The 24,247-nt window shown below is 70.6% G+C and carries 28 protein-coding genes; 10 read left to right on the top strand and 18 right to left on the bottom strand.

Translation table 11 applies throughout. The annotated features are described in order from the left end of the window. Nucleotides 1-14 precede the first annotated feature (14 nt). The 3 genes from H293_RS0135095 to H293_RS0135085 all read right to left on the bottom strand — a co-directional run bounded on the left by H293_RS0135095 (nt 15) and on the right by H293_RS0135085 (nt 2,706). Nucleotides 15-314, bottom strand: coding sequence for a trypco2 family protein (locus H293_RS0135095; RefSeq protein ID WP_020122493.1), 300 nt, complete (start codon nt 312-314; stop codon nt 15-17). A gap of 101 nt (nt 315-415) precedes the next feature. After that, a complete protein-coding gene (gene argF, locus H293_RS0135090) occupies nt 416-1,423 on the bottom strand; it encodes an ornithine carbamoyltransferase (protein WP_020122492.1) in 1,008 nt (335 codons plus the stop codon). A gap of 59 nt (nt 1,424-1,482) precedes the next feature. Continuing rightward, entirely contained in the window at nt 1,483-2,706 is a 1,224-nt protein-coding gene (locus tag H293_RS0135085) for an arginine deiminase (RefSeq protein ID WP_020122491.1), read from the bottom strand. Nucleotides 2,707-2,829: 123 nt separating this feature from the next. On the opposite strand from H293_RS0135085, the gene H293_RS0135080 reads away from it, so the two are divergent. Together H293_RS0135080 and H293_RS0135075 are read left to right on the top strand one after the other, a co-directional pair. Further along, nucleotides 2,830-3,834 carry an SPFH domain-containing protein gene (locus tag H293_RS0135080; RefSeq protein ID WP_020122490.1) on the top strand — a complete coding sequence of 335 codons (1,005 nt, stop codon included), beginning with the start codon at nt 2,830-2,832 and terminating at the stop codon, nt 3,832-3,834. Beyond that, a complete protein-coding gene (locus H293_RS0135075; protein WP_020122489.1) occupies nt 3,831-4,724 on the top strand; it encodes an NAD(+)/NADH kinase in 894 nt (297 codons plus the stop codon). The genes H293_RS0135080 and H293_RS0135075 overlap by 4 nt, the downstream gene beginning before the upstream one ends. A 20-nt stretch (nt 4,725-4,744) precedes the next feature. Here the strand turns inward: H293_RS0135075 and H293_RS0135070 are convergent, their stop codons facing one another. The 6 genes from H293_RS0135070 to H293_RS0135040 all read right to left on the bottom strand — a co-directional run bounded on the left by H293_RS0135070 (nt 4,745) and on the right by H293_RS0135040 (nt 11,557). Further along, the gene (locus H293_RS0135070) at nt 4,745-7,288 is read right to left on the bottom strand and encodes a polynucleotide kinase-phosphatase (RefSeq protein WP_020122488.1); all 2,544 of its coding nucleotides are present in this window, start codon (nt 7,286-7,288) and stop codon (nt 4,745-4,747) included. After that, nucleotides 7,285-8,763: a 3' terminal RNA ribose 2'-O-methyltransferase Hen1 gene (locus tag H293_RS0135065; protein WP_020122487.1), complete on the bottom strand. Its 1,479-nt coding sequence runs from the start codon at nt 8,761-8,763 to the stop codon at nt 7,285-7,287. Before H293_RS0135065 ends, H293_RS0135070 begins: the two co-directional genes overlap by 4 nt. 132 nt (nt 8,764-8,895) lie before the next feature. Further along, the gene (locus tag H293_RS0135060) at nt 8,896-9,819 is read right to left on the bottom strand and encodes an LLM class F420-dependent oxidoreductase (protein WP_020122486.1); all 924 of its coding nucleotides are present in this window, start codon (nt 9,817-9,819) and stop codon (nt 8,896-8,898) included. A gap of 574 nt (nt 9,820-10,393) precedes the next feature. Then, the gene (locus H293_RS0135050) at nt 10,394-10,936 is read right to left on the bottom strand and encodes a hypothetical protein (protein WP_020122484.1); all 543 of its coding nucleotides are present in this window, start codon (nt 10,934-10,936) and stop codon (nt 10,394-10,396) included. Nucleotides 10,937-11,004: 68 nt separating this feature from the next. Further along, nucleotides 11,005-11,286: a hypothetical protein gene (locus H293_RS0135045; RefSeq protein ID WP_158694479.1), complete on the bottom strand. Its 282-nt coding sequence runs from the start codon at nt 11,284-11,286 to the stop codon at nt 11,005-11,007. Beyond that, nucleotides 11,252-11,557, bottom strand: a complete 306-nt coding sequence (locus H293_RS0135040; protein WP_020122482.1) for a hypothetical protein — start codon at nt 11,555-11,557, stop codon at nt 11,252-11,254. Before H293_RS0135040 ends, H293_RS0135045 begins: the two co-directional genes overlap by 35 nt. Before the next feature lie 8 nt (nt 11,558-11,565). On the opposite strand from H293_RS0135040, the gene H293_RS0135035 reads away from it, so the two are divergent. Together H293_RS0135035 and H293_RS0135030 are read left to right on the top strand one after the other, a co-directional pair. Next, complete coding sequence (locus H293_RS0135035) at nt 11,566-11,913, top strand: hypothetical protein (RefSeq protein WP_020122481.1); 348 nt, start codon at nt 11,566-11,568, stop codon at nt 11,911-11,913. After that, the gene (locus H293_RS0135030; protein ID WP_020122480.1) at nt 11,910-12,116 is read left to right on the top strand and encodes a hypothetical protein; all 207 of its coding nucleotides are present in this window, start codon (nt 11,910-11,912) and stop codon (nt 12,114-12,116) included. Before H293_RS0135035 ends, H293_RS0135030 begins: the two co-directional genes overlap by 4 nt. A gap of 460 nt (nt 12,117-12,576) precedes the next feature. Here H293_RS0135030 and H293_RS0135025 read toward each other — a convergent pair whose 3' ends face one another. Then, a complete protein-coding gene (locus H293_RS0135025) occupies nt 12,577-13,425 on the bottom strand; it encodes a helix-turn-helix domain-containing protein (protein WP_020122479.1) in 849 nt (282 codons plus the stop codon). 16 nt (nt 13,426-13,441) lie between these two features. After that, nucleotides 13,442-14,197, bottom strand: a complete 756-nt coding sequence (locus H293_RS0135020; RefSeq protein ID WP_020122478.1) for a DUF6879 family protein — start codon at nt 14,195-14,197, stop codon at nt 13,442-13,444. Nucleotides 14,198-14,368: 171 nt separating this feature from the next. On the opposite strand from H293_RS0135020, the gene H293_RS0135015 reads away from it, so the two are divergent. The 4 genes from H293_RS0135015 to H293_RS0135000 all read left to right on the top strand — a co-directional run bounded on the left by H293_RS0135015 (nt 14,369) and on the right by H293_RS0135000 (nt 15,926). After that, on the top strand, nt 14,369-14,575 hold the full coding sequence (locus H293_RS0135015) for a hypothetical protein (RefSeq protein ID WP_020122477.1): 207 nt from the start codon (nt 14,369-14,371) through the stop codon (nt 14,573-14,575). Next, nucleotides 14,572-14,793, top strand: a complete 222-nt coding sequence (locus tag H293_RS0135010; protein ID WP_051138204.1) for a hypothetical protein — start codon at nt 14,572-14,574, stop codon at nt 14,791-14,793. Before H293_RS0135015 ends, H293_RS0135010 begins: the two co-directional genes overlap by 4 nt. Beyond that, nucleotides 14,790-14,975 (top strand): hypothetical protein, encoded by a 186-nt coding sequence (locus tag H293_RS0135005; protein WP_020122475.1) that lies wholly within the window; start codon nt 14,790-14,792, stop codon nt 14,973-14,975. Before H293_RS0135010 ends, H293_RS0135005 begins: the two co-directional genes overlap by 4 nt. A gap of 156 nt (nt 14,976-15,131) precedes the next feature. Continuing rightward, entirely contained in the window at nt 15,132-15,926 is a 795-nt protein-coding gene (locus tag H293_RS0135000; RefSeq protein ID WP_020122474.1) for a hypothetical protein, read from the top strand. Nucleotides 15,927-15,977: 51 nt separating this feature from the next. On the opposite strand, the gene H293_RS0134995 is transcribed toward H293_RS0135000, so the two are convergent. From H293_RS0134995 to H293_RS0134975, 5 genes are all read right to left on the bottom strand, one after another. Further along, on the bottom strand, nt 15,978-17,549 hold the full coding sequence (locus H293_RS0134995; protein ID WP_020122473.1) for a recombinase family protein: 1,572 nt from the start codon (nt 17,547-17,549) through the stop codon (nt 15,978-15,980). A 261-nt stretch (nt 17,550-17,810) separates the two neighbouring features. Next, a complete protein-coding gene (locus H293_RS0134990; RefSeq protein WP_020122472.1) occupies nt 17,811-18,275 on the bottom strand; it encodes a DUF6099 family protein in 465 nt (154 codons plus the stop codon). 177 nt (nt 18,276-18,452) lie between these two features. After that, the gene (locus H293_RS0134985) at nt 18,453-18,779 is read right to left on the bottom strand and encodes a nucleotide pyrophosphohydrolase (protein ID WP_007385303.1); all 327 of its coding nucleotides are present in this window, start codon (nt 18,777-18,779) and stop codon (nt 18,453-18,455) included. After that, a complete protein-coding gene (locus H293_RS0134980; protein WP_033416010.1) occupies nt 18,776-19,972 on the bottom strand; it encodes an AAA family ATPase in 1,197 nt (398 codons plus the stop codon). Before H293_RS0134980 ends, H293_RS0134985 begins: the two co-directional genes overlap by 4 nt. An 81-nt stretch (nt 19,973-20,053) precedes the next feature. Further along, entirely contained in the window at nt 20,054-20,443 is a 390-nt protein-coding gene (locus H293_RS0134975; RefSeq protein ID WP_020122470.1) for a cell division protein SepF, read from the bottom strand. A gap of 213 nt (nt 20,444-20,656) precedes the next feature. Between H293_RS0134975 and H293_RS0134970 the strand changes: the two genes are divergently transcribed. Then, complete coding sequence (locus tag H293_RS0134970) at nt 20,657-22,381, top strand: hypothetical protein (RefSeq protein WP_259294592.1); 1,725 nt, start codon at nt 20,657-20,659, stop codon at nt 22,379-22,381. Here the strand turns inward: H293_RS0134970 and H293_RS0134965 are convergent. Beyond that, entirely contained in the window at nt 22,362-22,877 is a 516-nt protein-coding gene (locus tag H293_RS0134965) for a YceI family protein (RefSeq protein WP_020122468.1), read from the bottom strand. The two genes, H293_RS0134970 and H293_RS0134965, sit on opposite strands and share 20 nt — an antisense overlap. A gap of 82 nt (nt 22,878-22,959) precedes the next feature. Here H293_RS0134965 and H293_RS0134960 point away from each other — a divergent pair, with 82 nt between their 5' ends. Beyond that, nucleotides 22,960-23,439, top strand: a complete 480-nt coding sequence (locus H293_RS0134960) for a MarR family winged helix-turn-helix transcriptional regulator (RefSeq protein WP_028808472.1) — start codon at nt 22,960-22,962, stop codon at nt 23,437-23,439. A 188-nt stretch (nt 23,440-23,627) separates the two neighbouring features. Here H293_RS0134960 and H293_RS0134955 read toward each other — a convergent pair whose 3' ends face one another. Beyond that, complete coding sequence (locus H293_RS0134955; protein WP_020122466.1) at nt 23,628-24,212, bottom strand: sigma-70 family RNA polymerase sigma factor; 585 nt, start codon at nt 24,210-24,212, stop codon at nt 23,628-23,630. Nucleotides 24,213-24,247 lie beyond the last annotated feature (35 nt).

Genomic DNA, 24,247 nt, shown 5'->3' with positions numbered 1-24,247 from the left:
CGCCACCCCCCGAGTCAACGTTCGCCGTGCGCCTCGCCACCGACGATCTCCGGGGGGCCGTGCTGTCCGGAGAGGACGGGATTCAGGGTGAGGGTGACGCGGTGGGTAGCGGTATGGGCAATGCGGCCGTCCACACTCGTGTCCACGACCCAGAAGCGGACCTTGGCGCCTGCGCCACCACTGCGCTCCATGGCCACGGTCGCCTCAAGTTCGACTGGCCCGAGTTGGAAACGTAACCGCTGTCCCGCGCCGGCTGTCATCGCCTCGTCTAGCTCCCGCCGGAGTTCACCGATGACTTCGGAAAGTTCGATCACTGCGTGCCCCCTGGTCGTATGTCCTCAGGGTACTCGCCGGTTACCCAACAGGCGGCCCATACAGCGCAGTTGGCCCGGCGCGGTGGCAGGTGCACGCGGCCTCAGGCCAGCGTCGCCACCAGCACGGCCTTGATCGTGTGCAGCCGGTTCTCCGCCTCGTCGAACACGACCGAGTGCGCCGACTCGAACACCTCGTCCGTGACCTCCAGGGACTCCAGCCCGTGGGTCTCGAAGATCTCCTGCCCCACCTTCGTACCGAGGTCGTGGAAGGCGGGCAGGCAGTGCAGGAACTTCACGTCGGCGTTGCCCGTGGCCCGCAGTACGTCCATGGTCACGGCGTACGGCCCGAGGGCCGCGATCCGCTCGTCCCACACGCTCTTCGGCTCTCCCATGGAGACCCAGACGTCGGTGGCGACGAAGTCCGCCCCCCGCACGCCCTCCTCCAGCGACTCCGTGAGGGTGATCCGCGCCCCGCTGTCCACGGCGAGCGCCCGCGCCCGCTCGACGACGTCCTGCGCGGGCCAGTAGGTCTTCGGCGCGACGATCCGTACGTCCATCCCGAGCAGCGCGCCGGTGACCAGATACGAGTTGCCCATGTTGAACCGCGCGTCCCCGAGGTAGGCGAACGCGATCTCCCGGACCGGCTTCGCGGTGTGCTCGGTCATCGTCAGCACGTCGGCCAGCATCTGCGTGGGGTGCCAGTCGTCGGTGAGGCCGTTGTACACCGGCACCCCGGCGTACGCGGCCAGCTCCTCCACCTTCTGCTGGCTGTCCCCGCGGTACTCGATCCCGTCGTACATGCGGCCGAGCACGCGCGCGGTGTCGCGCACGGACTCCTTGTGCCCGATCTGCGAGCCTGACGGGTCCAGGTAGGTGGTCGAGGCACCCTGGTCCGCCGCGGCGACCTCGAACGCGCAGCGGGTGCGCGTCGAGGTCTTCTCGAAGATCAGCGCGATGTTCTTCCCGTTCAGGTACCGCGTCTCGGTCCCCGCCTTCTTGGCGGCCTTCAGCTCGGCCGCCAGCTCGACCAGGCCGAGGAACTCCTCGGCCGTGAAGTCGAGCTCCTTGAGGAAGTGACGCCCGGCGAGGGCGGTGAGGACAGTCGCCATGGGGGCGCTCCAGAGGGACGAGAACAGGACGATGGAAGTCTATACGATATTCAGCATTTCTATACAGCCGCCCTCTCCACCGGACAGCTCATGCAGCGCGGCCCGCCCCTTCCCCGCCCCAGCTCGCTGCCCGGGATCTCGATGACCTCGATGCCCTGCTTGCGCAGATGGGTGTTGGTGGTGGCGTTGCGCTCGTAGGCGACGACGACACCCGGCTCGACGGCGAGGACGTTGCAGCCGTCGTCCCACTGCTCGCGCTCGGCCGCGTGCACGTCCTGGGTGGCGGTCAGGACCCGGATCTCGCTCAGCCCGAGCGCGGCGGCGATCGCGCGGTGCATGTGCTCCGGCGGGTGGTCGGTGACCTTGAGCTCCTTGTCGCCGACGCCCGGTTCGATGGTGTACGAGCGGAGCATGCCGAGCCCGGCGTACTGGCTGAAGGTGTCGCCGTCGACCATGGTCATCACGGTGTCCAGATGCATGAAGGCCCGCCGCTTCGGCATGTCGAGGGCCACGATCGACTGCGCGGAGCCCTCGGCGAACAGCTTGTGCGCGAGCATCTCGACGGCCTGGGGCGTGGTCCGCTCGCTCATGCCGATGAGGACGGCGCCGTTGCCGATGACGAGGACGTCACCGCCCTCGATGGTGGACGGGTAGTCGGCCTGCCCCTCCGACCAGAGGTGGAACGTCTCGTCACGGAAGAGCGGGTGGTGGCGGTAGATCGCCTCGAAGTGGACCGTCTCACGCTGACGGGCGGGCCACTTCATGGCGTTGACGGAGACCCCGTCGTATATCCAGGCGGAGGTGTCCCGGGTGAAGAGGTGGTTGGGCAGCGGGGCGAGGAGGAAGTCGTCGAGGTCCATGACATGGAAGCGCACGGAGGTCGGCTCCGGGTGCGCCTCCAGGAACTCCCGCTTGGTCATGCCGCCGACGAGAGCCTCCGCGAGCTCCTCGGCGGACAGCGCCTCGAAGGAGGCGCGGAGATGGTCGGTGGCCAGCGGGCCGTACTCCTTCTCGTCGAAGACGCGGTCGAGCACGAGCGACCGGGCCGCCGACACCTCCAGGGCCTCGGTGAGCAGGTCACCGAAGAGGTGCACGACGACCCCGCGGTCGCGCAGCACGTCGGCGAACCCGTCGTGCTCGGCGCGCGCCCGGCGCACCCAGAGCACGTCGTCGAAGAGGAGTGCGTCCTTGTTGCTCGGGGTGAGCCTTTTGAGCTCGAGATCCGGCCGGTGCAGGATGACGCGGCTGAGCCGCCCGGCTTCGGAGTCGACATGGAATCCCATGCCTCCATCCTGACCAACGAAAAGCGTCTTGACCCCTTCGTTCGTACAGATTTCCCGTTCTCGTCCTCTTGACGATAAACGGATCGTGCGGTTATCGTCGTACGGACGAAAAGAGGGGGTTCGATGGCCGACATCACCCGGCGCCTCGGTTGGCGCCATCTGCGCGGCGCGCCCACGGCGCACATCCGGCACCACCGCGGCGGCACCCTGCTGCACGACGGTCCGGGGCTCAGCTTCTGGTTCCGCGCGCTGACGGCCGCACTCTCCGAAGTCCCCGTGGACGACCGCGAGTTGGCCATGACCTTCCATGCCCGTACGTCCGACTTCCAGGACGTGGCGGTCCAGGCGACCGTGACCTACCGGATCGGTGACCCGGCGCTCGCCGCCGCCCGCATGGACTTCTCGATCGACCCGGACACCGGGGTGTGGCGGGGTGCGCCCCTGGAGCAACTGGGCACGCTGCTCACGGAGACGGCCCAGCAGCACGCGCTCGACGTGCTGGCCCGCACTCCCCTGTCCGCCGCCCTGGTGGACGGCGTGGCGGCGGTGCGCGAGCGGGTCGCGGCGGGCCTGGACGCCGAGCCACGGCTGCCCGCCACCGGCATCGAGGTGGTCGCCGTGCGCGTGATGGCACTGAGACCCGAGCCGGAGGTGGAGCGGGCGCTGCGCACCCCGGCCCGCGAACAGATCCAGCAGGAGGCCGACCGGGCCACCTACGAACGGCGGGCCGTGGCCGTGGAGCGCGAGCGGGCCATCGCCGAGAACGAACTGGCCAGCCAGATCGAACTCGCCCGCCGCGAGGAGCAGTTGGTCGAACAGCGGGGCACGAACGCACGCCGGGAGGCGGAGGAGCACGCGGCGGCGGACGCGGTACGGGCCGAGGCGGAGGCGACCCGTTCGGTACGGCTGGCTCGCGCGGAGGCCGAGGGAGCGCGCGCGGTCGGCGACGCGAAGGCACAGGCGCAGGCCGCCTGGCTGAAGGTGCACGAGGACGTCGAGGTCGCCACACTGCACGCCCTCACCGGGACCCGGCTCGCCGAGAACCTGCCCCACATCGACAGCGTGACGATCTCGCCGGACGTGCTGACGGGTCTCCTCGCCAAGCTGGGCACACGGGAGCCGGAGTGAGTCTCGCGCCACGGGCCGTCCTGGTCCATCGCACCACGGAGTACGAGGAGTTGGTGGCCCACCACGGCACCCACGGCCAGGCCGCCTTCTTCCTCTCCTCCCGGGGCCGGCACATCGAGGAGGTCGCCGAACGCCATGAGCGCACCCGCCGCGCACTCGCCGAGGTGACCTCCGCGATCCCGCTGACCTGGCGGCAGGCACGGGTGGAGCGGGCCGACCTGGACCGCTTCCTGTTCGCCCCCGAGGACGTCGTGATCGTGGTCGGCCAGGACGGCCTGGTGGCGAACGTGGCCAAGTACCTGTCCGGCCAACCGGTGCTGGGCATCGACACCGAGCCGGGCCGCAACCCCGGTGTCCTGGTGCGCCACCGTCCGCGGGACACGGCGGGGTTGCTGGCGGCGGCCGGTGGTACGAGCGTCGACGAGCTGACGATGGTCGAGGCCGTCGCGGACGACACCCAGCGGCTCGTCGCACTGAACGAGATCTACCTGGGCGCCGCCGGTCATCAGACCGCCAGATACCGCCTGGGCCTGGAGGGCGACGGGGGTGTCGTCGAGGCCCAGGCTTCGTCGGGGGTGCTGGTGGGGACCGGGACCGGAGCCACGGGCTGGCTCCGGTCCGTGTGGCAGGAACGGGGTGGTGCCCTACGGCTGCCGGCCCCGACGGAGACCCGCCTGGTCTGGTTCGTCCGCGAGGCCTGGCCGTCCCCGGCCACCGGCACCTCCCTGACCGCCGGCGAGCTCCCGGCCCCCACCCGCCTCCGCCTCACCGTCGAGTCCGAGCGTCTGATCGCCTTCGGGGACGGGATGGAGGGCGACTCACTGGAGCTGACGTGGGGGCAGACGGTGGAGGTGGGGGTGTGCGCGGAACGGTTGCGGTTGGTGGGGTGACCGTGGGGTGACCCCACCGCTCACAAGCGGGGGTCCACCGGCTCCGACTCCAGCGCCAGCACCCCGAACACCGCCTCGTGCACCCGCCACAGCGGCTCGCCCTCCGCCAGCCGGTCCAGGGCCTCCAGGCCGAGGGCGTACTCGCGGATCGCGAGGGAGCGCTTGTGGTTCAGGAACCTCTTGCGCAGGCGGTCGAGGTTCTCCGGACGGGTGTACTCGGGGCCGTAGATGATCCGCAGGTACTCCCGGCCGCGGCACTTGATGCCGGGCTGGACCAGACGGCCCTCCGTGCTGCGGACCACCGCGCCGAGCGGCTTGACGACCATGCCCTCGCCGCCCCGCCCGGTCATCTCCAGCCACCAGTCGACGCCCGCCCGCACCGACTCCGGGTCACCGGTGTCGACGTAGAGGCGTCGGGTGGTCTGGAGCAGGCCCGTGCTGTCGTGCTCCACCAGGCGGTCAAGCAGGGCCAGCTGCTCGTCGTGCGGGAGCCCGGCGAGGCTGCGGCCCTGGACCGCGAGGACCTGGAACGGTGCCAGGCGGACGCCGTCCAGGCCGTCCGTGGTCCAGCAGTAGCGGCGGTACGCGTCGGTGAACGCGGCGGCGTTCACGGCGCGTTCCCGCTGCCGGGCCAGCAGGTCGGCGACCTCGACACCGCGCGCCGCGGCGCCTTCCAGCGCGGCCAGCGCACCCGGGAACACGGCGCCGGACGCGGCGCCGACGGCCGCGTACTGCGAGCGCAGCAGGCCCGAGGCCTTCAGCGACCACGGCATCAGCTCGGCGTCCAACAGCAGCCAGTCCGTGGCGAGTTCGTCCCACAGACCCGCCTCGCCGACAGCCGTCCGCAGCCGGTCCAGGATCGTCTCCGTCACCGACTCGTCGTCGAAGAACGGGCGGCCCGTGCGGGTGTAGAGGGAGCCCGTAGGACCGTCGACGCCGAAGCGCCTCCGGGCCGTCTCCGCGTCCCGGCACACCAGGGCCACCGCCCGCGAGCCCATGTGCTTCTCCTCGCACACGACCCGCTCGACCCCGTCCCCGGCGTACTGCGCGAACGCCTCCGCCGGGTGCTCCAGGAAGCCCTCGACGTGGCTGGTGGCCGTCGGAGCCATCGTCGGCGGCAGGTACGGCAGCAGCCGCGGGTCCACCGCGAAGCGGCTCATGACCTCCAGGGCCGCGGCCGCGTTCTCCTCCCGGACGGCGACCCGTCCCGCGTGCCGGGTCTCGACCGCCCGGCGGCCGTGCACGTCGGCGAGGTCCAGCGGCCGGCCGTCCTGGCCACCGGGGGCCTCGGACTTCAGCGGCTTCGTGGGCTCGTACCAGACCCGCTCCGCCGGTACGTCGACCAGCTCCCGCTCCGGCCAGCGCAGCGCCGTGAGCTTGCCGCCGAAGACCGCGCCGGTGTCCAGGCAGATGGTGTTGTTGAGCCAGGTCGCCTCCGGGACCGGGGTGTGGCCGTAGACCACGGCCGCCCGGCCGCGGTAGTCCTCCGCCCACGGGTAGCGCACAGGCAGCCCGAACTCGTCGGTCTCCCCGGTGGTGTCGCCGTACAGCGCGTGCGAGCGGACCCGGCCCGAGGTGCGACCGTGATACTTCTCCGGCAGACCGGCGTGACAGACCACCAGGCGGCCGCCGTCGAGGACGTAGTGGCTGACGAGGCCGTCGATGAACTCCCTCACCTCGGCCCTGAACTCGTCGGACACGGACTCCATCTGCTCGATGGTCTCCGCGAGACCGTGGGTGTGCTGGACCTTGCGGCCCTTGAGGTAACGCCCGTACTTGTTCTCGTGGTTGCCCGGCACGCACAGCGCGTTGCCCGACTTGACCATCGACATCACCCGGCGCAGCACACCGGGGTTGTCCGGGCCGCGGTCGACGAGGTCACCGACGAAGACCGCGGTACGGCCCTCGGGGTGGACGCCGTCGACGTAGCCCAACTTGCCGAGCAGAGACTCGAGTTCGGCGGCACAGCCATGGATGTCGCCGACGATGTCGAAGGGGCCGGTGAGGTGGGTCAGGTCGTTGAAGCGCTTCTCGGTGACGACGGTGGCGTTCTCGATGTCCGCCACCCCGCGCAGGACGTGCACCTTGCGGAAGCCCTCGCGCTCCAGATGGCGTACCGAGCGCCGCAGTTCGCGGATGTGCCGCTTGATGACCCGGATCGGCATGTCGGCCCGGTCGGTGCGGGCCGCGTTGCGCTCGGCGCACACCTCCTCGGGCACGTCGAGCACGATGGCGATGGGCAGCACGTCGTACTGCCTGGCCAGGTCGATCAGCTGCCGTCGGGAGTCCGACTGCACGCTGGTCGCGTCGACGACCGTACGACGGCCGGCGGCCAGGCGCTTGCCCGCGATGTAGTGCAGGACGTCGAAGGCGTCCTTCGTCGCGCCCTGGTCGTTCTCGTCGTCGGAGACCAGGCCGCGGCAGAAGTCCGAGGAGATCACCTCGGTCGGCTTGAAGTGCCTGCGGGCGAAGGTCGACTTGCCGGAGCCGGAAGCGCCGACGAGGACGACGAGGGAGAGGTCCGTGACGGGAAGAGTCCGTCCCGTGCGCTGGGTCTCGGTCATGCCGCCTTCGCCTCCTTCTCGGTCGTGGTCACAGCTGTGCGCAATGCGAAAACGGCCATCTGGGTGGGCGGCCCGACCTCCGGGTCGTCCGGCCCCACCGGCGTGAACTCCACGTCGTAGCCGTGCCGTTCGGCCACCGAGGAGGCCCAGGCCCGGAACTCCTCCCGCGTCCACTCGAAGCGGTGGTCACCGTGCCGGACGTGTCCGGCCGGGAGCGACTCCCAGCGGACGTTGTACTCGACGTTGGGTGTCGTCACGAGGACGGTCCGCGGCCGGGCCGCGCCGAACACCGCGTACTCCAGGGCGGGCAGCCGGGGCAGGTCGAGGTGCTCGATGACCTCGCTGAGCACGGCGGCGTCGTACCCCTTGAGCCGCTTGTCGGTGTAGGCCAGCGAGCCCTGGAAGAGCTGGACGCGGGAAGCCATCCGCTCCCCCATGCGGTCCAGCTTCAGCCGCCGGGAGGCGATGGTGAGCGCCCGCACCGACACGTCGACGCCGACGATCTCGGTGAACTTCGGGTCCTTGAGCAGCGCCTGCACCAACTGGCCCTGTCCGCAGCCGAGGTCGAGGACGCGGGCGGCACCGGCGGCGCGCAGCGCCTGAAGGATCGCCTCGCGGCGCTGGACGGCGAGCGGGGTGGGCTTCTCCTCGGTCTCGGTCTCCGCCTCGACGGCGTTGTCGATGTCCTCGACCTCGCTGTCGTCGGCCTCGGCGAGCCGCACCAGTTCCAGGCGTTCCATCGCCTCCCGCGTCAGCGACCAGCGGCGGGACAGGTAGCGGCTGGTGATCAGCTTCTGCTCCGGGTGCTCGGCCAGCCAGCCCTCACCGGCCCTGAGCAGCTTGTCCACCTCGTCGGACGCCACCCAGTAGTGCTTGGCGTCGTCGAGGACGGGGAGGAGCACGTACAGGTGGCGCAGGGCCTCGGCGACGGTGAGCCGCGTGGACTCCAGTTCGAGCCGGACGTAGCGCGAGTCGCCCCACTCCGGGAACTCGCTGTCCAGCGCCACCGGTTCGACGGTCACGGTCCAGCCGAGCGGCTCGAAGAGACCCCGTACGAGCTCCAGGCCGCCTCGGGCCGGAAGCGCCGGTACCTCGATGCGCAACGGCCGGGGCTGCGAGGGCAGTTCGGGCTTCGCGGTGCACACGCCGCGCATCGCGCTGGAGAAGACCGCGCTCAGCGCCACCGCGAGCAGCGAGGAGGCCGCGTAGGGACGGTCGTTGACGTACTGCGCGAGCGCCGCGTCCGGGGCGCCGCCGTGTCCCTTGCCCTTGCCGCGCTTGACCAGCGCCACCGCGTCGACCTCCAGCAGCAGCGCCGCCGTGCAGCGCTGATCGTCCGCCTCGGGATACAGGACGTGCGCCCTGCCGTAGGAGGTGGAGAACGCCTGCGCCTTCTCGGGATGCTTGTGCAGCAGGTAGCCGAGGTCGGTGGCGGGGCGCTCGGGAGTGCCGGTGGTGCTGATCGTCAGAAACATGCGAGTGGCCTCTCCGGCCGGTGGCAGGGACAGGGTGCCGTACGCGCGAGAGCCCCCAGGACGGGTGATCCTGGGGGCTCGGCAGGACGACGCCCTCAGCTTCGCACAGGGGCTGTGACCAGTGCCTTCGATTTACGACAGTTGCGACTGGACCTGAGCGGAGATGAGCTCCAGGTGGTCCAGGTCGTCGAGGTCGAGGACCTGGAGGTAGATCCGGCGGGAGCCGACGGCGGCGTAGCGGCCGATCTTGTCGACGACCTCGGCGGGGGTCCCGGCCAGGCCGTTGGTCTTGAGCTCCTCGACCTCACGGCCGATGGCCGCGGCACGGCGGGCGACCTCCTGGTCGTCCTTGCCGACGCAGACGACGAGGGCGTTGGAGAAGGTGATCGCGTCGGCCTCGCGGCCCGCCTCCTGGGCGGCGGCTCGGACCCGGCCGAACTGCGTCTCACTGTCCTCGACCGAGCCGAACGGCATGTTGAACTCGTCGGCGTACCGCGCGGCCAGGCGCGGGGTGCGGGTCGCGCCGTGACCGCCGATCAGCACGGGGATCCTGTCCTGGGCGGGCTTGGGCAGCGCGGGCGACTTCGTGAGCTGGTAGTGCTTGCCGTGGAAGTCGAAGGTCTCGCCGGGCTCGGTGGCCCACAGGCCGGTGACGATCTCCAGCTGTTCCTCCAGACGGGAGAACTTCTCCTTCGGGAACGGGATGCCGTACGCGGTGTGCTCCTCCTCGAACCACCCGGCGCCCAGGCCCAGTTCGACGCGGCCGCCGGACATCTGGTCGACCTGGGCGACCTGGATGGCGAGGACGCCGGGGAGCCGGAAGGTGGCGGCGGTCATCAGGGTGCCGAGGCGGATCCGCTTGGTCTCGCGGGCGAGGCCGGCGAGGGTGATCCAGGCGTCGGTGGGGCCGGGGAGGCCGTCGGCGTCGCCCATCCTCAGGTAGTGGTCGGAGCGGAAGAACGCGTCGAAGCCGAGGTCTTCCGTGGCCTTGGCGACGGTGAGGAGGGTGTCGTAGCTCGCGCCCTGCTGGGGCTCGGTGAAGATGCGGAGATCCATGACTCCATCCTGCACGCACCGGTTCGCAAAACTCCCATCGGTCCCTGTGCTCCCGCGCGTCCCCGGGCGGGTGAAAATCCGGCAACGGGGTGCGCGGGCTGACCGAGCCAGTGACCCGGCCCTTTGGTGATCGTTGGCTCGGGCGGAGCCGGCTTGTCGTCGCCGGTGCGTGATCCGTTACCCGCGTCGGTCCCTTCGCCGGGGTCCTTGGGCCGAGGAGGCCGTCATGTCCGAAGAAACCGTGCCGCTGACTGCGGGGGCTGGGCAGCCGAAGGGGTTGCTGCAGCAGATGGAGGAGTTGATGGCGGCACTGAGCGGGTTTTCCGCCTGATGAATCACAGGGCGCCTGACTTGGGGCGACGCCGATTTACACCCGCCAACGTGATCACGGCCCGCCAGCCTGGCTGGAAAACACAGGCAGACGGGCCGTAGCGCCTACGGTTGGCAGACGGACAGGTCGAAGGCGCCCTCTCCCGGGGTGTAATCAGGCGGCGGATGTCGGCGGAGCAGTCTCCTCGCTCTCAGTCGGCCTCGGTCGGACACGGAGCCGCTGCAACCCCACCTTCAGACGCTCCTACCGCGTGCGTGTGCCGTACTCCTTGAAGTCGGCTTCTTCCCGGATGGCCTCGGTCAGCCTTGTGTCAGCCAGGTCGAGGGTCTTGGAGAGGTCTTTGATCTCCTCCCACTTCTTGTCGACCTCACCCCACAGGTCGTGGTCATTGAGGTGGGCCGTGGCACGGGCGTGCAGCTCCCGCCACTCCGACACAGCGCGGGCCCAGTGGTTGAACGCCACCCAGACAAGCATGTCCACGGTCCTGATCCCGAATGTGCCGAACATGTCCAACTGGACCCGGGTCAGGGATGCCGCGTTGAGTTCCCTTTCCGGGTCGATGAAGTCCATCTTGGACGACTGCGTCCGGAGCAGCTCCGCCCGATGTCGTGCCAGCATCTGCCGGGTGCGCAAAACCTCCTGGTAGGTGTTCATGCGACGCTCCCACACACGGTGCTGGCGCTCACGTTCACGGGTCAGCCGGTTGTTGAGCAGCACACCGGCGGTCGAGGCGAGGGCCCCGACCGACGCGGCTATCAGCGTGGCCTCAACAGGTTCCAATGCCATGGTGAGATCGTATGGACGGACTGGCGTCCCACGGGCGAACGCCACGGCACGGCACAGAAGTTGGTACGTCAGACCCGCCACGGCAGGATGGTCTGCGTCAGGGCGTGATCGTGCAGCCGGGCGCACAACTCCGGGGGCCACGTCTCCACGGCGGCCCGGTCGGCCTCGGACAGGCCGTCGGGCAGTAAGGTGTCGGAGCGGGTGCGCTCGGCCGACTGAGCCTTTTCGGGCTGCGTGCGGGGCAGGCGTCGCAGGGCACCCTTGAGCCGCTGTACCTCGGCCGCCGCACCCGGCTGGCCGGGGTCGGCTGCGAGTTCACGCAGCTTCGCCTTGATCATCTTCCGGTCCATCGTCGCCCTCCTCGTTGAGCAGATCTCCGAACTCGTCCTGTATCGCGGCCAGTTGATCCAGTACCTCGTCCACGCTGTCCCGCTCGCGCCAGCGCGGCAGCTCGGGGGCCGACGGGCCCGGAGGCAGGGCGAGTTGCGGCCGGGGAGCCTCGGGCTCGGGGCCGAGGTCGGCGCCCGACTCGGCCGCCAGCGTCCGGCCCGCGACCGTCAGCGCGTACTCCTGGAGCTTGCGGCGGAAGCCCTCGTCCAGGTCGGGCACGGCTGCGGCCACTGCGAACCATGCCTGGTGAACTGGACCGAGAACGCGAACGGATAGCTGAGGCCGGGCGGGAGGCGCTGGCCGACATCCAGCGCGCGTCGGCAGAGGCGTCGGCCGCCGTGGTCCGGGTGGTGGAGCAGCAGACCGGCGTCACGCTGGCCGCCGCGAAGCCTGCCGTGATGGACGCTCACTTTCCCGAGCTGGCCCGGATGGAGCGGCAGGCCGCCGCGTACGTCGAGGCGATGCGGATCGTGCGGCAGTGGATGCTGCCCAGCGACCCCCGGGCCCTCGGGGAGCTGATGCCCGGCCTGCTGGAGGACGTGCACGAGCAGATCGCGGACAACTTGATCCAGGCGGGCCTGAGTTGAGCGCTCATCTGCCGCAGATCAACCCCGGGCAGCGGCGGATACTGGCAGCCTTCGTCTCCGAGCACCCGGGTCTGACACGCCCCGAGCTGCTGGAGGCGGCCGACGGCGTGCAGATGCGGCTGCTCATCACCGAGGGCTTGTCCGAGGTGCTGTACCGGTCACTGGTCCGCCGGGACGGCGACGGGCGGTACTGGCCCGCCTGAGCTGGGCAGACCTGCCAGCCGGCACTCAACTTCCCAGGAGCATGGAGAACCTGACGACGGAGCCCCGCCGGGGACAACACGGGGGACAGACGGGAACGGTTGTCCGGGACACGGGACAACACGGGGACACGGGGGATCAGTTGTCCCCCGCCCGTGTCCCCGGTCGGGGGACAACACCGTGACACGGGGACAGCGTGTCCCTCCCGTGTCACCCTCCCGGGACACGGCTGTCCCGGGTGGGTGACACGGCTGTCAGCCCGGTTCGGGGCTCCTGTCAGACCCTGATCAGGCCGTCGTCGTCGGCTCGGCCGGTCAGCCCTCCGAAAGGGCCTCCGGCCTGCGGCTATCCCGGCGATCGCGCATCTGATCAGTCAGACCCCGTCAAAGGTCTGAGAAGCGCTCCGGCCTAACACTCTCTCGCGCAGCCGTGGTCTGACGGGTCAGCCGCTTGATCGCCGGGTCAGACGTTGAGGTCCCGGCGTGCGGCACTGATGAGCCGATGCGCGTCGGAGCCGTAGACCGCCGACTCCCGCAAGGTGTTCCACGTCCGCAGGTAGGTGTTCACGCTGAGCTCGTCCTCGATCCACAGCTCCGAGTGCCAGGTCTCGACGATCACGCGGGCATCGTCGTAGACCCAGAAGGCCGTGGCGGGCGGGATCTTGAGCGACGCGCTGAACGGGATGATTCCCAGCTCCACGGTGTCCAGCCCGACGGCGCCGGACAGCCGGTCGAGCTGCGCGGCCAGTACCGAGGGCGGACACACCAGGGCCCGGAGCGCGGCCTCCCATAGAATCAGGTGGAAGCGCTTGGTGGGGTCGTACAGGGCTTCCTGGCGCTTCACGCGAGAGCGGACGGCGCCCTCGGTGTCCCGGGGCGACTGCTGGAGTTCGGCATACCGGGTGAAGATCGACCGCGCGTAGTCCGGGGTCTGGAGGATGCCGAAGACCATGGACGACTCCCAGCCCCGGAACACCGAGGCGTCGGCGTGCGCGCTCAGGTGGGTGTCCTGCACGGGCTTGTGCCCCGAGGCGAGCTGCCGCCGCCAGGAACGGATGTGGGACTCGAACCCCCTTAGGCGGGCGAGCAGTTCGTCGTACGCGTCCGGCTGGCCGGTGCCCTCGGCCCAGGCGCGGAGGTCGTCGGGCGTGGCGGTCTGTCGGCCGTTCTCCAGCTTGGAGACCTTGGGCTGCGGCCAGCCGAGCTGCCGGGCGAGCGCGGAGCCGGTGAGCCGACCGTCCGGCGCGGACAACCGCAGCTCACGCAGCCGCACCCCGAGCGCTTCGCGCGCCTGCTGGTAGTCGGTGGTCACCGGTTCCGCTCCCTGCTTACTCGCTGGCGGCGAGCCTCGCCGCGAATTCCTCGTACGGCACGGCGTAGTGCGTGGCGGCATCGCGTGCCTGGGCGTACCGGTTGACCTCCACCGGTTCCGTGATCAGCTCCACGTTCGCCAGGTTGTCGGCGTCGTCGAAGTTGAGCCGGGCCACCAGCCGCGAGTCGAAGATCCAGAAGTCTTCTTCGGGGAGCTGGAGCCGTTCGGCCTCGGCCCGCCAGAGCTGCCGGATGTCCTCGCCGACGGAGCTGTTCCGCCGGGCGTTGTCGAGCAGGTAGAGCTGACCCGGGGCGGGCGGGTTGTCGACGACGCGAACGCGTTCGAACCGCTTGCCGAGCGCCACCTGTTCGCGTCGCTCGGCGCACCACTCCGGGTCCCGGCCGGTCCAGTCGACGGGCTCGCCCCGGAGGAACTGCGCGTAGGTGTCGGTGCCCTCGTCGGAGGCGTACCGGCGGCGGGTCTCCAGCCGCCAGGCCGTGTGCTTGAAACCGGTGAACAGCCGGTCGAACTCATCCAGGCCGATGATGTTCGGCACTCGGGTGACCTCCTTGGGGCCGAAGTCGACGAGCAGTTCGCGCGGGACGACGATGGGCACCTCACCGTCGCCAAGATGACGCAGGCGGGCGATGTCGTCGGGGTCGGTGAGCGCCGGTCCGTGGATGATCACTTCGCCGGTGTCGAGATCTTCGTGCACGGCGGGGCAGCCGTTCACGCCACTGCCCGTGCCGTTGAAGCGCAGCCGTCGCGCCATGGTCAGTTCCTTTCGCCGGGTACGGATGCCCTCATGATCAACGCGCTCGGGGGTGGACGGTATGGGTTCGCCGGGCCCCTGGGGACATAAACGGCTATAGGCAGTCCCTACCCGAGAATAAACGGGTATAGGCACTAGCCCTCTCAACTGGCATACCAGAACACTGAGTTCATGGTCACAGCGCAGCAAGAGCCGGGCACCTCGGATGTCACAGCGGCGGTCGAAACTCTGCGGGAAGCACTGACGGCAGCGGGGATCGTGCTGCCGTCCCTGGGGGCGGACGAAGCGTCGCCCGCCCTGAACCTCATCACCCTCGGCCGGGTGCGGGCGGACGTCGCGCTCCGGCTGGCCGACGTGATCCAGCGGGGGTGCGCATGAACCGGTACGAGCCGGAGACCGGCGAGCTGGTGTGGGACGAGGCCACGCGCAAGGTCGGCCGGGTGATGGGGCATGAGGGCCCGTACTGGCAACTGAGGCCGGTCGGCGGCGGGCGGGAGTGGGACGCTCGCGGCCCCCTGCGGCCCGCTACGGCGGCGGACAGGCTGTCGGCGGGTGTGGCCCTGGCGAACGCCCGGAGCCGGGGAGAGGCGCCGTGAGCGCGCCCGCTGTGGACACATCGGCCATGTCGGCCGAGTGCGCGCTCGCCCAGCAGCCCGGGTACGAGGACCTGCACGGCCAGTGCACGCAGACCAAGGACGTGCCCTTGCCCCACGGCGGCGGCTTATTGCTCGCGCGCCGGTGCGGGTGCACCTGTCACCGAGGGCGCCCCGAGGCATAGCCCCAACAGCGCGGAGCCCGGCCGGTGATGCTGCCCGGCCGGGCTCCGTCGTACCTAGGTCGGTTCTCAACCCCATTGCCGGCTGACCACGTTGACGGAAGCCCTGCTTGATCCGGCGCCCTTCCGTAGTCGGTGGTGGCTGCCACAATTCCGTGCATGAGTGATGAGCTGGCGTCGCCCCACCTGTCCCACGCCCTCGACACCCCCGAGAACGCTCCCCTGGTGAGTGAGTGGCTGCTCGGCACGAGCGCTGTATTGGCGTATCACCTCGACAAGACTGACGTCGCCCGGATGATCGCCGATGTGTCCTCGGCAGAGGTGCGCCTCTGGGACACCGAGTACAACCAGGAGGGCTACCGGATCGTGCTCGTTGTGGAGCCGGGCCTGTACCCGACGTACGACGAGGATGCCATGGAGGGCATCGCCGAGGTGATGCGCGAGGTGTTGTGGGGCTCGGGCAAGACCATCGATCAACTTCTCGCCCGGCCGTCGATCCCCCGCCTCGGCCCGGACTGGCGTAGGCAGGTGAAGACCGCCGACGGCCCCAAGCCGAGCAACCAGGGACGCAAGGTGCAGCTCGAACCCGGCCACCCGGTCGAAGACCAGATGCGCTTCACCAACGAGTGGGAGCTGGACGTGTACCGGGTGCTCAGGGAGAGGCAGGAGTCCCTGCCGGACGACGAGACGATCGGGATCGTGCCTCTGTGTGGCATGCGGGTGAGGGGCTGGACCTTTGAGCCCGACCTGCTGATCACGTATCGCGGGTACGTCGGAGTGATCGAGATCGACGGGCCGCAGCACAAGGGCCACGCCGGGCGGGACCACAGCCGAAGCCGTCTGCTCCTGAACGCAGGGGTGAGGTACGTCGACCGCCTGAACGTCGAGGAAGTGAAGAGCCGGGCCGAGGTTGAGAAGTTCGTGGACAGCTTCCTGTCCCGGCTCACGCGGTAGGCAGCACTGAGCCCCCACCCGTCGGCAGGGGCTCCAGTGCGCGGGCGGGGGTCAGCAGTTTCCCTTCCAGTCGATGCGGACAGAGGCGGGATCAAGACCTCCAGCGGCGACACCCAACGGACGACCTCGCCGACCAGGCATAAGGGTCACCTCGGCGAGCAGCGTGAGGATCTTGCGGCGCCGCTCCAGCGGATACGTCTGGCGCCACCACACGAGGGCGTCGTCCGAATCGGCCTCGTGCCGTCGGACCAGCTCCGGTAGGTCAATGCTGTCGAGCGGACCCGGCGCCGCTGCGGAGGCAGCGGCGGCAGCGGCCTCGGTGATCTCCTGCTCGACGGCGGCGATCCGTTCCTTGATCTTGCGGGAGGCGGTCCGGTACTCCATGGGGTCCGCCTCATCGTCCTCTGCGAAGGTCTCCGCGAGTGCCTCCAGCCGGGCCGTCAGGGTCGCATGACGAGCGTTCAGGTCCTTGGCTGACACCCCAGCCGGGGGCGCCTCGACGGGCGCGGAGAAGGCCGCTCGGGCGTCCTCGCGGCACAGCCGGGCGACGATCACGCGCTCCACGAAGTCGTCGACCGGCTCGGCAGTGCGGATCATATGCGCGCTGGAGGTACAGCGGTACTGCTGGCGCTGCCCGGCCCTCGCTCCGCCCGGGCGGACCACGGCGCCGCAGCCGTCCCGGCCGCACCGGTACAGGCCCGAGCCGAGATACTTGGGTTGACGGTCGTCGTCACCCCCAGAACCCTGGCGCCGGGAGGGGTCTTTGAGCACGTTGCGCAGGGCCAGCCACAGGTCGTAGTCGACGATGGCGTCCCACTGCGCCGGGCCAGCGTCCTCACCCTTGTGCGCGATGCGTCCGGCGATCCGGGGCGAGAGCAGCACTCCACGCAGGGACTGGATGGTCCACGTCTTCCCACGCGGGGTGGGGATCTTGCGTTCGTTCCAGTCGCGGCAGATGCCGGTCAGGGTGCGGCCGGTCGCAGGATCAGCAGCGTAGGCGAGCACCGCGTTGGCGGCCTCACAGATCAGTGCGGCTTCCCTCGGGTCCACCTTTGGGACTTGGGGGGCTTGGTCCTTGACGGCCTTGGGCTTCACGGCGCGGAATCCGAAGGTGCGCGGGCCGCCGTGGTTGATCCCGGCCCGGCGGTTCGCCTCATGCTTGGCCTTCATGCGCTCGACGGCGTGCTCCACCTCGTGCGTGCTCACGCTGGCGAGGATACGGGCGACCATCCGCCCGGACGCCGTGGCAAGGTCCAGCTCGCCCTGCTTGACCGGCCGGATCACGACGTGCGTGCGTTCCACGATGTCGATGAGCGGTTCGAGGTCACGTGCCTGCCGGTACAGGCGGTCCGTGTGCCAGACGAGCACAGCGTCGACCTCACGGGCGGACAGCATGTCGAGCAGTTCCGCATAGGCCGGGCGCCGGGCGCGGTCACCGCTCTTGCCGATGGCGGTGCGGTCGTCGTCGGTCTTTACACCGACGATCCGCCAGCCGAGTTCGGCGGCGAGCTTACGGCAGGCTTCCTGCTGCCGGGTGACGCCCTCGGCCTTGCCGGAGGGGTCATGACTGATGCGTGTGTAGATGACGGCTCGGAGCTGCCGCGCTGTCTGGTTCGTGGCCATACTTCAAAAATACGCCCTCAGACGTAAGTTGGAGCTGTCGGCACTGGACGCGGACCTTCAGGGATCCGGGGGTTCGGTGGGGCGGGGGGTCGGCGAGGAGGAGGCCGGCTGAGGACGGTTTTCGGCTGCGGGCCGGTGGGGGCTGGTCGCGCCCCGCGGCGGAGCCGCTGATGTCACAGCCCCGCGCCCCTGAGTGGGTGCGGTCGAGCTGTGTCCGGTTGTACCCACCCGACCAGCCACGACGCACCCGCGGCCGAGGACTCACCCCGCCTCCGGCAACTCGTCCCCCCGGTCCGCCAGTCTTCGCAGCATCTGCAGCACCCGGTCCCGCGACTCGTCCGCCGCGTCGATCGCCTCCATGCACTGCCAGTACGTCGTCTCGTCGTCCGCCGCGCAGGCGAGGCCGACCAGGGCTATGCCCACCTCGCCGAGGAGGCCGCCGAGGTAGAGGAGGGCCTGGCGGGCATCGCCGAGTTCGGTGAGCTGGGCGGCCCGCAGCTCCGCCAGGGCGATGTCGGGACGCTCCAGGACCCCGCAGCCCCGGCCCGCCAGTTCGGTCAACCCCAGCGCCTCGCCCCGGAGTTCCGGGGGTCCGGCGACCGCGAGGCGGCTCCCTATCGCCTGGGCCAGGGCCTGCGCCTGCCACACCTCCGCCATGACCTGAGGCGCCTCGCCGCCCCCGGCCAGGGCACGCCTGCTCGTCACGATGAGCCGCACCGCGTCCATCGGCTGCCCCCGTCTGTCGCGACGTACCCCGGGCACGTCCGCCCGAACTCCCTTGTCCACTACCCAGAGTGAGCTCGCTCGGAACGAAAAACCAGAGGTAGACGGAAATCTGTGGACAACAAATCGGTTTCGAAGCAGCTTTTCGTCACGGAACGTGAAAGAGGACTGAATCCTTCCTCACGGCGCCGGAAACCGCCGCTCGTTGCGGTCGATCTTCGCGTCCAGCGCGGTCAGCGGATCGACGCCGAGCACCTCGCACAGCTGGAGCAGATACGCGAGCACGTCGGCGATCTCGTCCGTGACGCGGTGCGCGCTGTCGGGGTCGTCCATGACCCGGGTCGACTCCTCGGGGGTCAACCACTGGAAGATCTCGACCAGTTCGGAGGCCTCCACGCTGAGCGCGGCGACGAGGTTCTTGGGGGTGTGGTACTGCTGCCAGTCGCGCGCCGCCGCGAAGTCGGCCAGCCGGCGCTGCAGTTTCGCCACGTCGAGAGGTTCGGTCACGGCTCCAGGTGTACCACTGTGACGCCGTCCACCCCGGCGGCCCACGAGGCGTCGCTCACCGCCCCGACGAGCCGGATGTGCCCGCGCTCGCACATCCGCACGGCCAGCCCCAGCAGTTCGGTCCGCTGCCGTGGGTCCAGGCTCCGGTCGAGGTTGTCGGCGAGCACGGTGAGCGTCTGCATCGCGGCGGGCACCTCGCCGGCCGGATCGACCTCCAGCACCCCCGGCCCGGTGAGCAGCACCAGGGCGAGGGCGAGATACCTCAACTCGCCGTCGCCCAGCCGCGCGAGTTCCGTGCGGCCGCCGTCCCCGCGGTCGAGCAGGGCCCTGACCCTCCCGGCGTCCAGGGGTTCGGCGAGCACGTCGGCGACGGGGCCCGCGCATCCGGCGCGCACCGCGGCGACGAGTTGGGCGTGCCGTCGGCCGCACTCCGCCCGGGTGCGCCACAGCACGTCGGCGAGGTTGTCGCAGCCGCCGAGCAGCCGTCCCGAACCGGTCGGCACGGGCAGGCGCATGCGTCCGGGCCGCGGGTCGCAGCCGAAGACGGAGCGCAGGGCGACGACCATCTGTTCGGCGGCGGCGAGCACCCGCCGCTGTCCGTCCGTCTTGCCGGCCACGCGCAGCGGCAGCAGGGGGGTGCCGAGCCGGTCGTCCGGGAGCGGGGCGCGGGTGACCGGGGCGCTCCCGGCGGTGTGCCAGGCGGCCTGCACGGCCCGGCGGGAGGGATCGCGCAGGGCGGTCTCCAGCAGGACGAGCCCGCCGGAGGTCAACCGCTCCCCCACGACGCGCAGTTCGGGCTCGGCCTGGACGGCGAGGTCGAGCCTGACCGGCCCCTCGGGCCCGTCGGCCGTGCAGCCGATCCGGAAGCCGCGGCGGCGCTGTGCGTCGGGGCGGGCCCGGTCGGGGACACAGGCCTCGGGCCGGAGGAACACCTCGCCGAGGCTCGCGCCGCCACCGAGTCGCGCGAGCGCCTCGTACGCCCTGAGCGCGCTCGTCTTGCCGCTGCCGCTGGGCCCGGCGAACAGGGTCAGCGGTCCGAGCGGCAGCCCGGCCCGCCGGTGCACGGCGTACGCGGAGAGCCGCAGCTCGACGAGGCAGGGCCGGTCGGGGCGGCGCGCAGCACCCTGCGTCGGCTCCGCGAGCGGAGAGGCCGACTGAGCCGGCACTACGGAGGAGGTGGGGGACAGACGCATATCCGGACCGTAGGAGTCCGCCACCGGGCGAACCGTTCCTCCGCGGTGGCCTTCCTACGAACGGGCTAACCTCCCCGAGGCTCAGGCCCCCGGCATCCCCGCGCTCTCCATCAGGCCCGTCACCTCGGTTCCGGCCGGAGTGAGCAGGAACACGTTCCGGTCGACCCGGTGCATCCCGCTGGCCAGCCCGAACACGACGCCCGTACTGAAGTCGAGGACCCGCTTGGCGACCTCGCTCTCCGCGCTGGTGAGGTCGAGCAGGACGGGGATGCCCGCCATCAGGGTCTCGGCGACCTCGCGGGCGTCCGCGAAGACGTTGATCCGCAGGACGACGAAACGCCGTCTGGCCTCGGTCTCGGCCTCCGGCATGGACCGGTGTCCGACCGCGGACGGCCACGCGTCCCGCCCGCGCAACGGAACGACCTGGGCGAGCCCCTCCCACTGTTCATCGGTGACGTCGTACCTGTTCACCGGCTCCCCCCGATCCGACTCGCCTTCAATGCCTGCACCAGCCAATTCTTACGCCAAGTCACCCGTTCGGCCCAACAACGACACGGTCCGCGACCGTCGCGGCGGTCACATCACACCGCCTTCGCCGCGGACGAAAGGGTCTTACCCGGCTCACACCGGACTCTTGGCCTCCGGCCAAGGCCCCCTCACCAGCTCCGATTAGCGTCCGATGCCGTGCTCCTGGCAGATACTCAGCTGTCGGCATCCGGCCGGCCGACCCAGCCGGCGGTGTCCGCCGCCCCGGAACCCCCCGCGCAGTGGCATCGCGTCCTGACGCTGCTCGCGGACGTCAGCCTCTTCATCGGCACGCGCGAGGTGTGGACCCAGGCGGCCACCCACCGGCCGGCCGTGGCCGCGGTGATCTCGGTCTGCTACGCCTCGATCCTCGTCTGCGGTGTCCTGGCCCTGGTCGTGCGCGGCCGGCGGTCGCTCGCGCGCGTGGACCTGTGCGTGCTGGTGACCGGCCTGACGCTCGCCCTGTGCGCGTTCGTCCTGTTCCACCGCGGCTCCGACGAGTCCGTCCTCACCGCCCAGGCGGCCCGCGACCTGGTCGCCGGGCACGGGATCTACGGCCGCCCCTGGCCCTGGCTCTTCGGCGGCAACGGCATCGCGCTCACCCCGACCGTCACGGGAGGCTACGACTACACGTACGGCTATCCCCCGCTCGCCCCGCTGCTGACCGCCCCCCTCCTGTGGCTCGGGCACGGCGGCCTGCCGGCCATAGCGATGAGCACCGGAGCACTGCTCGTCGGCACGGTCGTGCTGTGGTGGCTGCTGCCCGCACCGTGGCGGTCGGCGGCGACCATGACGTGCCTGGGGTTCTCGACGCTTCCCATGTACGGCCGTCTCGGCTACCCGGCGATCCTGGCGCTGGCCCTGCTGGTGCCGGTGGTGGTGCGCTGGACCCGGATCGGCCGGGGCGGTCGGCTGGGCCCCGCCGGGGTGGCGCAGGCCGCCTGTCTGGGCGCGGCGTGCGCGGCACAGCAACTGCCGTGGTTCCTCGCGCCGTTCCTGTTCGCCGGGATCTACGCGGTACGGCGCGGGGAGCTCGGCGGGCGGGCGGCGGGCCTGGTGGTGCTGCGGCTCGCCGGGGTCGCCACCACCGTATGGCTGCTGATCAACACGTACTTCGTCGTGAGCCAGCCGGTCGCGTGGCTGAAGGGGATCGCGCTGCCGCTGATCCAGGGCGCGGTGCTGCACGGCCAGGGCCTCGTGGGCGTGTCGCTGTATCTCACGGACGGCAGCGACCGGCTCGACTGGTACGGGTACGCGAGTCTGCTGCTGCTCGCCGGCCTGCTGGCGCTGTTCGTGCTGTTCGTGCGCCGCCTGGGTCCGGCGGCGACCGTGCTGCCGTGGCTGGCCTTCTGGCTGGCGACGCGTTCGCAGGACGGCTACTACCTGATGATGACCCCGCTGTGGCTGGCGGCGGCGGTCACCGCGCCCGCCTCGGATTTCGCGGGGGCCTGGCAGCCGTTCACGCGCCGGCTCGCCGGCCCGCGCCGGCGTCCGGCGCGGATCGCCGCGGCCGTCGTACTGCTGAGTCCGGCTCTGCTGAGCGCGACGCTGGCGGCCACCGGGTCGCCGCCCCTGCGCATGGAGGTCACCTCGGTGCGCCACGACGTGCGCGCGCTCTCCCGGCTGACTCTGCGCGTCACCAACACGGACGACGACGCCCTCACGCCCCACTTCACCCTCACCCGGGGCCAGGGCATGTACCCGTACTTCTCGGTGCTGCGCGGTCCGGCCACGCTGCCCGCCCACACGACGGCGACGTACGAGCTGCGGCCGCCCGGGGGGACGTACGCCCTCCCGAAGCCGGGTCAGAAGATCCGGCTGCGGGTGTTCACGTCCTCTCCGCAGACGCTGTCGAGCACCTACGTCACGCTGCCGAGCGCTTGAAGCGGAGCGCGGCGGTGATCGTGGTCAGGCCGCGGATCATGCCGAGCTGGTTCCAGCCCAGGCCGAACTGCTCGCGGTCCACCGAGAACTCGGCCTGCAGCGTGACCGCGTCGGCGCTCGCGTCGACGAGCCGGGCGGTGAAGGACTGGGGGCGGCTGACGCCGCGCGCGGTGAGCTGGCCGATCACATGGACCTGGTCGCCGTCGCGCAGCTCGGCGCTGCGCACCGCGAAGGTGATCTCGGGGTGGTTCTCGACGTCGAAGAAGTCGGCCCCGCGCAGGTGTGCGTCCCGCTTGGCGTTCTTGGTGTCGAGTGAGGCGGCGTCGAGGGTCACGGTGCCGACGGCGGACCCGTCGGCCCGCACCTCGCCCTGACCGTCCACGGTGGTGAAGGTGCCCTTCACGGTGACCAGGCCCCACATCGTCCTGTGCTTGAGCGCGACGGTGGTGGCGGTCCGGTCGAGCTGCCAGGTTCCGGTTTCGACGGCGACGGTCATGATCCCTCACTTCTGTAGTCCAAATTTGGATGACAGCACGCTAGCTCATACTCCAAATTTGAACAACAGCTACACTCGAAGCATGGCCGATCCGTCCGAATGCCCCGCCACGTCCGGTGGGCTCCTGCCCCCTGAGCTGCACGCATGGATGCTGATGCTGGCCACGACGGGGGCCGTCGAGCAGGAGCTGCGCTCCGTCGTCAAGGAACGGCTGGACGTCTCGCACGACGAGTTCCTGGTCCTGTGTCTGCTCGCCGCCGACCCCGGCCAGGCCCTGCGCATGACCCGGATCGCCGAACTGCTGGGCCGCCCGAAGACCCGCCTCACCTACCAGATCGCCTGCCTCCAGCACGCCGGTCTGGTCACCCGCAAGTCGGTCTGCGGCGACAAGCGGGGCATCGAGGTCGCCCTCACCGAGAAGGCCCGGGGCCTGCTCAAGGAGGCCTCCGAGGCACTCGCCGAGTCGGTCAAGGAGGCCCTGGGGCGTTTCATGGGCCCGGCGCAGCGCCAGGCGTTGTGCGCGCTGATGCCCGACTTCGCCACGGAGACGGCACCGGAGTAGTCACCGGTGCGGTGCGGGTCACCGGACCCCGGCGGCTGGGCCGCTCTGCCCGGCAGCGGTTGCGGTTGCGGCCGGCCGGACCTCCAAACCGGCGGTGAGCGAGTTCAGGGGCGCGGGGAACTGCGCGACCGGCCATCACGCTGCCGCACCCGCGCCACACCCCCCTCGTGGCACCCCGACAGGCGCACTCACACCACCAGTTCCGTCAGCACCCCCCTGGCCCGCGCCACCCGGGACCGCACCGTCCCCACAGGGCAACCACTGACCGCGGCGGCCTCCTCGTACGACAGGCCCAGCAGTTGCGTCAGCACGAACGCCTCCCGCCGCTCCTCGGACAACGCGCCCAACAGATCAAGCAGCGCTATCCCGTCGTCGAACCCGGGCACATCCCGGGGCTGCGCACGCTCCACCGCGGCCTGCCAGTCCGAACCGTCGTAGCGGCGGGGTCGAGCGGCCGCGTGCCGAAACCCGTCGATCACCGCACGGCGGGCGATGGACAGCAGCCAGGTACGCGCCGAGGACCGCCCCTCGAACCGGTGCAGGCTGCCGAGCGCCCGCAGAAAGGTGTCCTGGGCCAGGTCGTCCACGGACTGGGGGTCGGCGCAGAGGTAGGAGACGTAGCGCAGGACGTCATGGTGCAGCGCGCGGACGAAACGGTCGACGGCGTCGGTGTCACCGGCGCGGGCAGCTAGTGCCCAGGCCGTGGCGGAGGCGTCGGCGGACTCCCGTTGAGCGCGGAGTTCGGCGGAGGCGGGCAGGGCGGAAGTGATCACCAGGTGTCCTTCTCGGGTCAGCCGTGATCCGGGCC

Source organism: Streptomyces canus 299MFChir4.1 (genome assembly GCF_000383615.1).
GTDB lineage: Bacteria > Actinomycetota > Actinomycetes > Streptomycetales > Streptomycetaceae > Streptomyces > Streptomyces canus_C.
This window is presented reverse-complemented; position numbering and strand designations above follow the sequence as displayed.

Excerpts from the sequence above, each read along its gene's own strand:
- H293_RS0134990 (WP_020122472.1), bottom strand. The coding sequence starts at position 18,275 with ATGGACGCGGTGCGGCTCATCGTGACGAGCAGGCGTGCCCTGGCCGGG.
- H293_RS0135070 (WP_020122488.1), bottom strand. The coding sequence starts at position 7,288 with ATGACCGAGACCCAGCGCACGGGACGGACTCTTCCCGTCACGGACCTC.
- H293_RS0135045 (WP_158694479.1), bottom strand. The coding sequence starts at position 11,286 with ATGGACCGGAAGATGATCAAGGCGAAGCTGCGTGAACTCGCAGCCGAC.
- H293_RS0135065 (WP_020122487.1), bottom strand. The coding sequence starts at position 8,763 with ATGTTTCTGACGATCAGCACCACCGGCACTCCCGAGCGCCCCGCCACC.
- H293_RS0135085 (WP_020122491.1), bottom strand. The coding sequence starts at position 2,706 with ATGGGATTCCATGTCGACTCCGAAGCCGGGCGGCTCAGCCGCGTCATC.
- H293_RS0135080 (WP_020122490.1), top strand. The coding sequence starts at position 2,830 with ATGGCCGACATCACCCGGCGCCTCGGTTGGCGCCATCTGCGCGGCGCG.
- H293_RS0135060 (WP_020122486.1), bottom strand. The coding sequence starts at position 9,819 with ATGGATCTCCGCATCTTCACCGAGCCCCAGCAGGGCGCGAGCTACGAC.
- H293_RS0135035 (WP_020122481.1), top strand. The coding sequence starts at position 11,566 with ATGCCTGGTGAACTGGACCGAGAACGCGAACGGATAGCTGAGGCCGGG.
- H293_RS0135015 (WP_020122477.1), top strand. The coding sequence starts at position 14,369 with ATGGTCACAGCGCAGCAAGAGCCGGGCACCTCGGATGTCACAGCGGCG.
- H293_RS0135000 (WP_020122474.1), top strand. The coding sequence starts at position 15,132 with ATGAGTGATGAGCTGGCGTCGCCCCACCTGTCCCACGCCCTCGACACC.
- H293_RS0135010 (WP_051138204.1), top strand. The coding sequence starts at position 14,572 with ATGAACCGGTACGAGCCGGAGACCGGCGAGCTGGTGTGGGACGAGGCC.
- H293_RS0135020 (WP_020122478.1), bottom strand. The coding sequence starts at position 14,197 with ATGGCGCGACGGCTGCGCTTCAACGGCACGGGCAGTGGCGTGAACGGC.
- H293_RS0134980 (WP_033416010.1), bottom strand. The coding sequence starts at position 19,972 with ATGCGTCTGTCCCCCACCTCCTCCGTAGTGCCGGCTCAGTCGGCCTCT.
- H293_RS0134995 (WP_020122473.1), bottom strand. The coding sequence starts at position 17,549 with ATGGCCACGAACCAGACAGCGCGGCAGCTCCGAGCCGTCATCTACACA.
- H293_RS0135050 (WP_020122484.1), bottom strand. The coding sequence starts at position 10,936 with ATGGCATTGGAACCTGTTGAGGCCACGCTGATAGCCGCGTCGGTCGGG.
- H293_RS0134965 (WP_020122468.1), bottom strand. The coding sequence starts at position 22,877 with ATGACCGTCGCCGTCGAAACCGGAACCTGGCAGCTCGACCGGACCGCC.
- argF (WP_020122492.1), bottom strand. The coding sequence starts at position 1,423 with ATGGCGACTGTCCTCACCGCCCTCGCCGGGCGTCACTTCCTCAAGGAG.
- H293_RS0134960 (WP_028808472.1), top strand. The coding sequence starts at position 22,960 with ATGGCCGATCCGTCCGAATGCCCCGCCACGTCCGGTGGGCTCCTGCCC.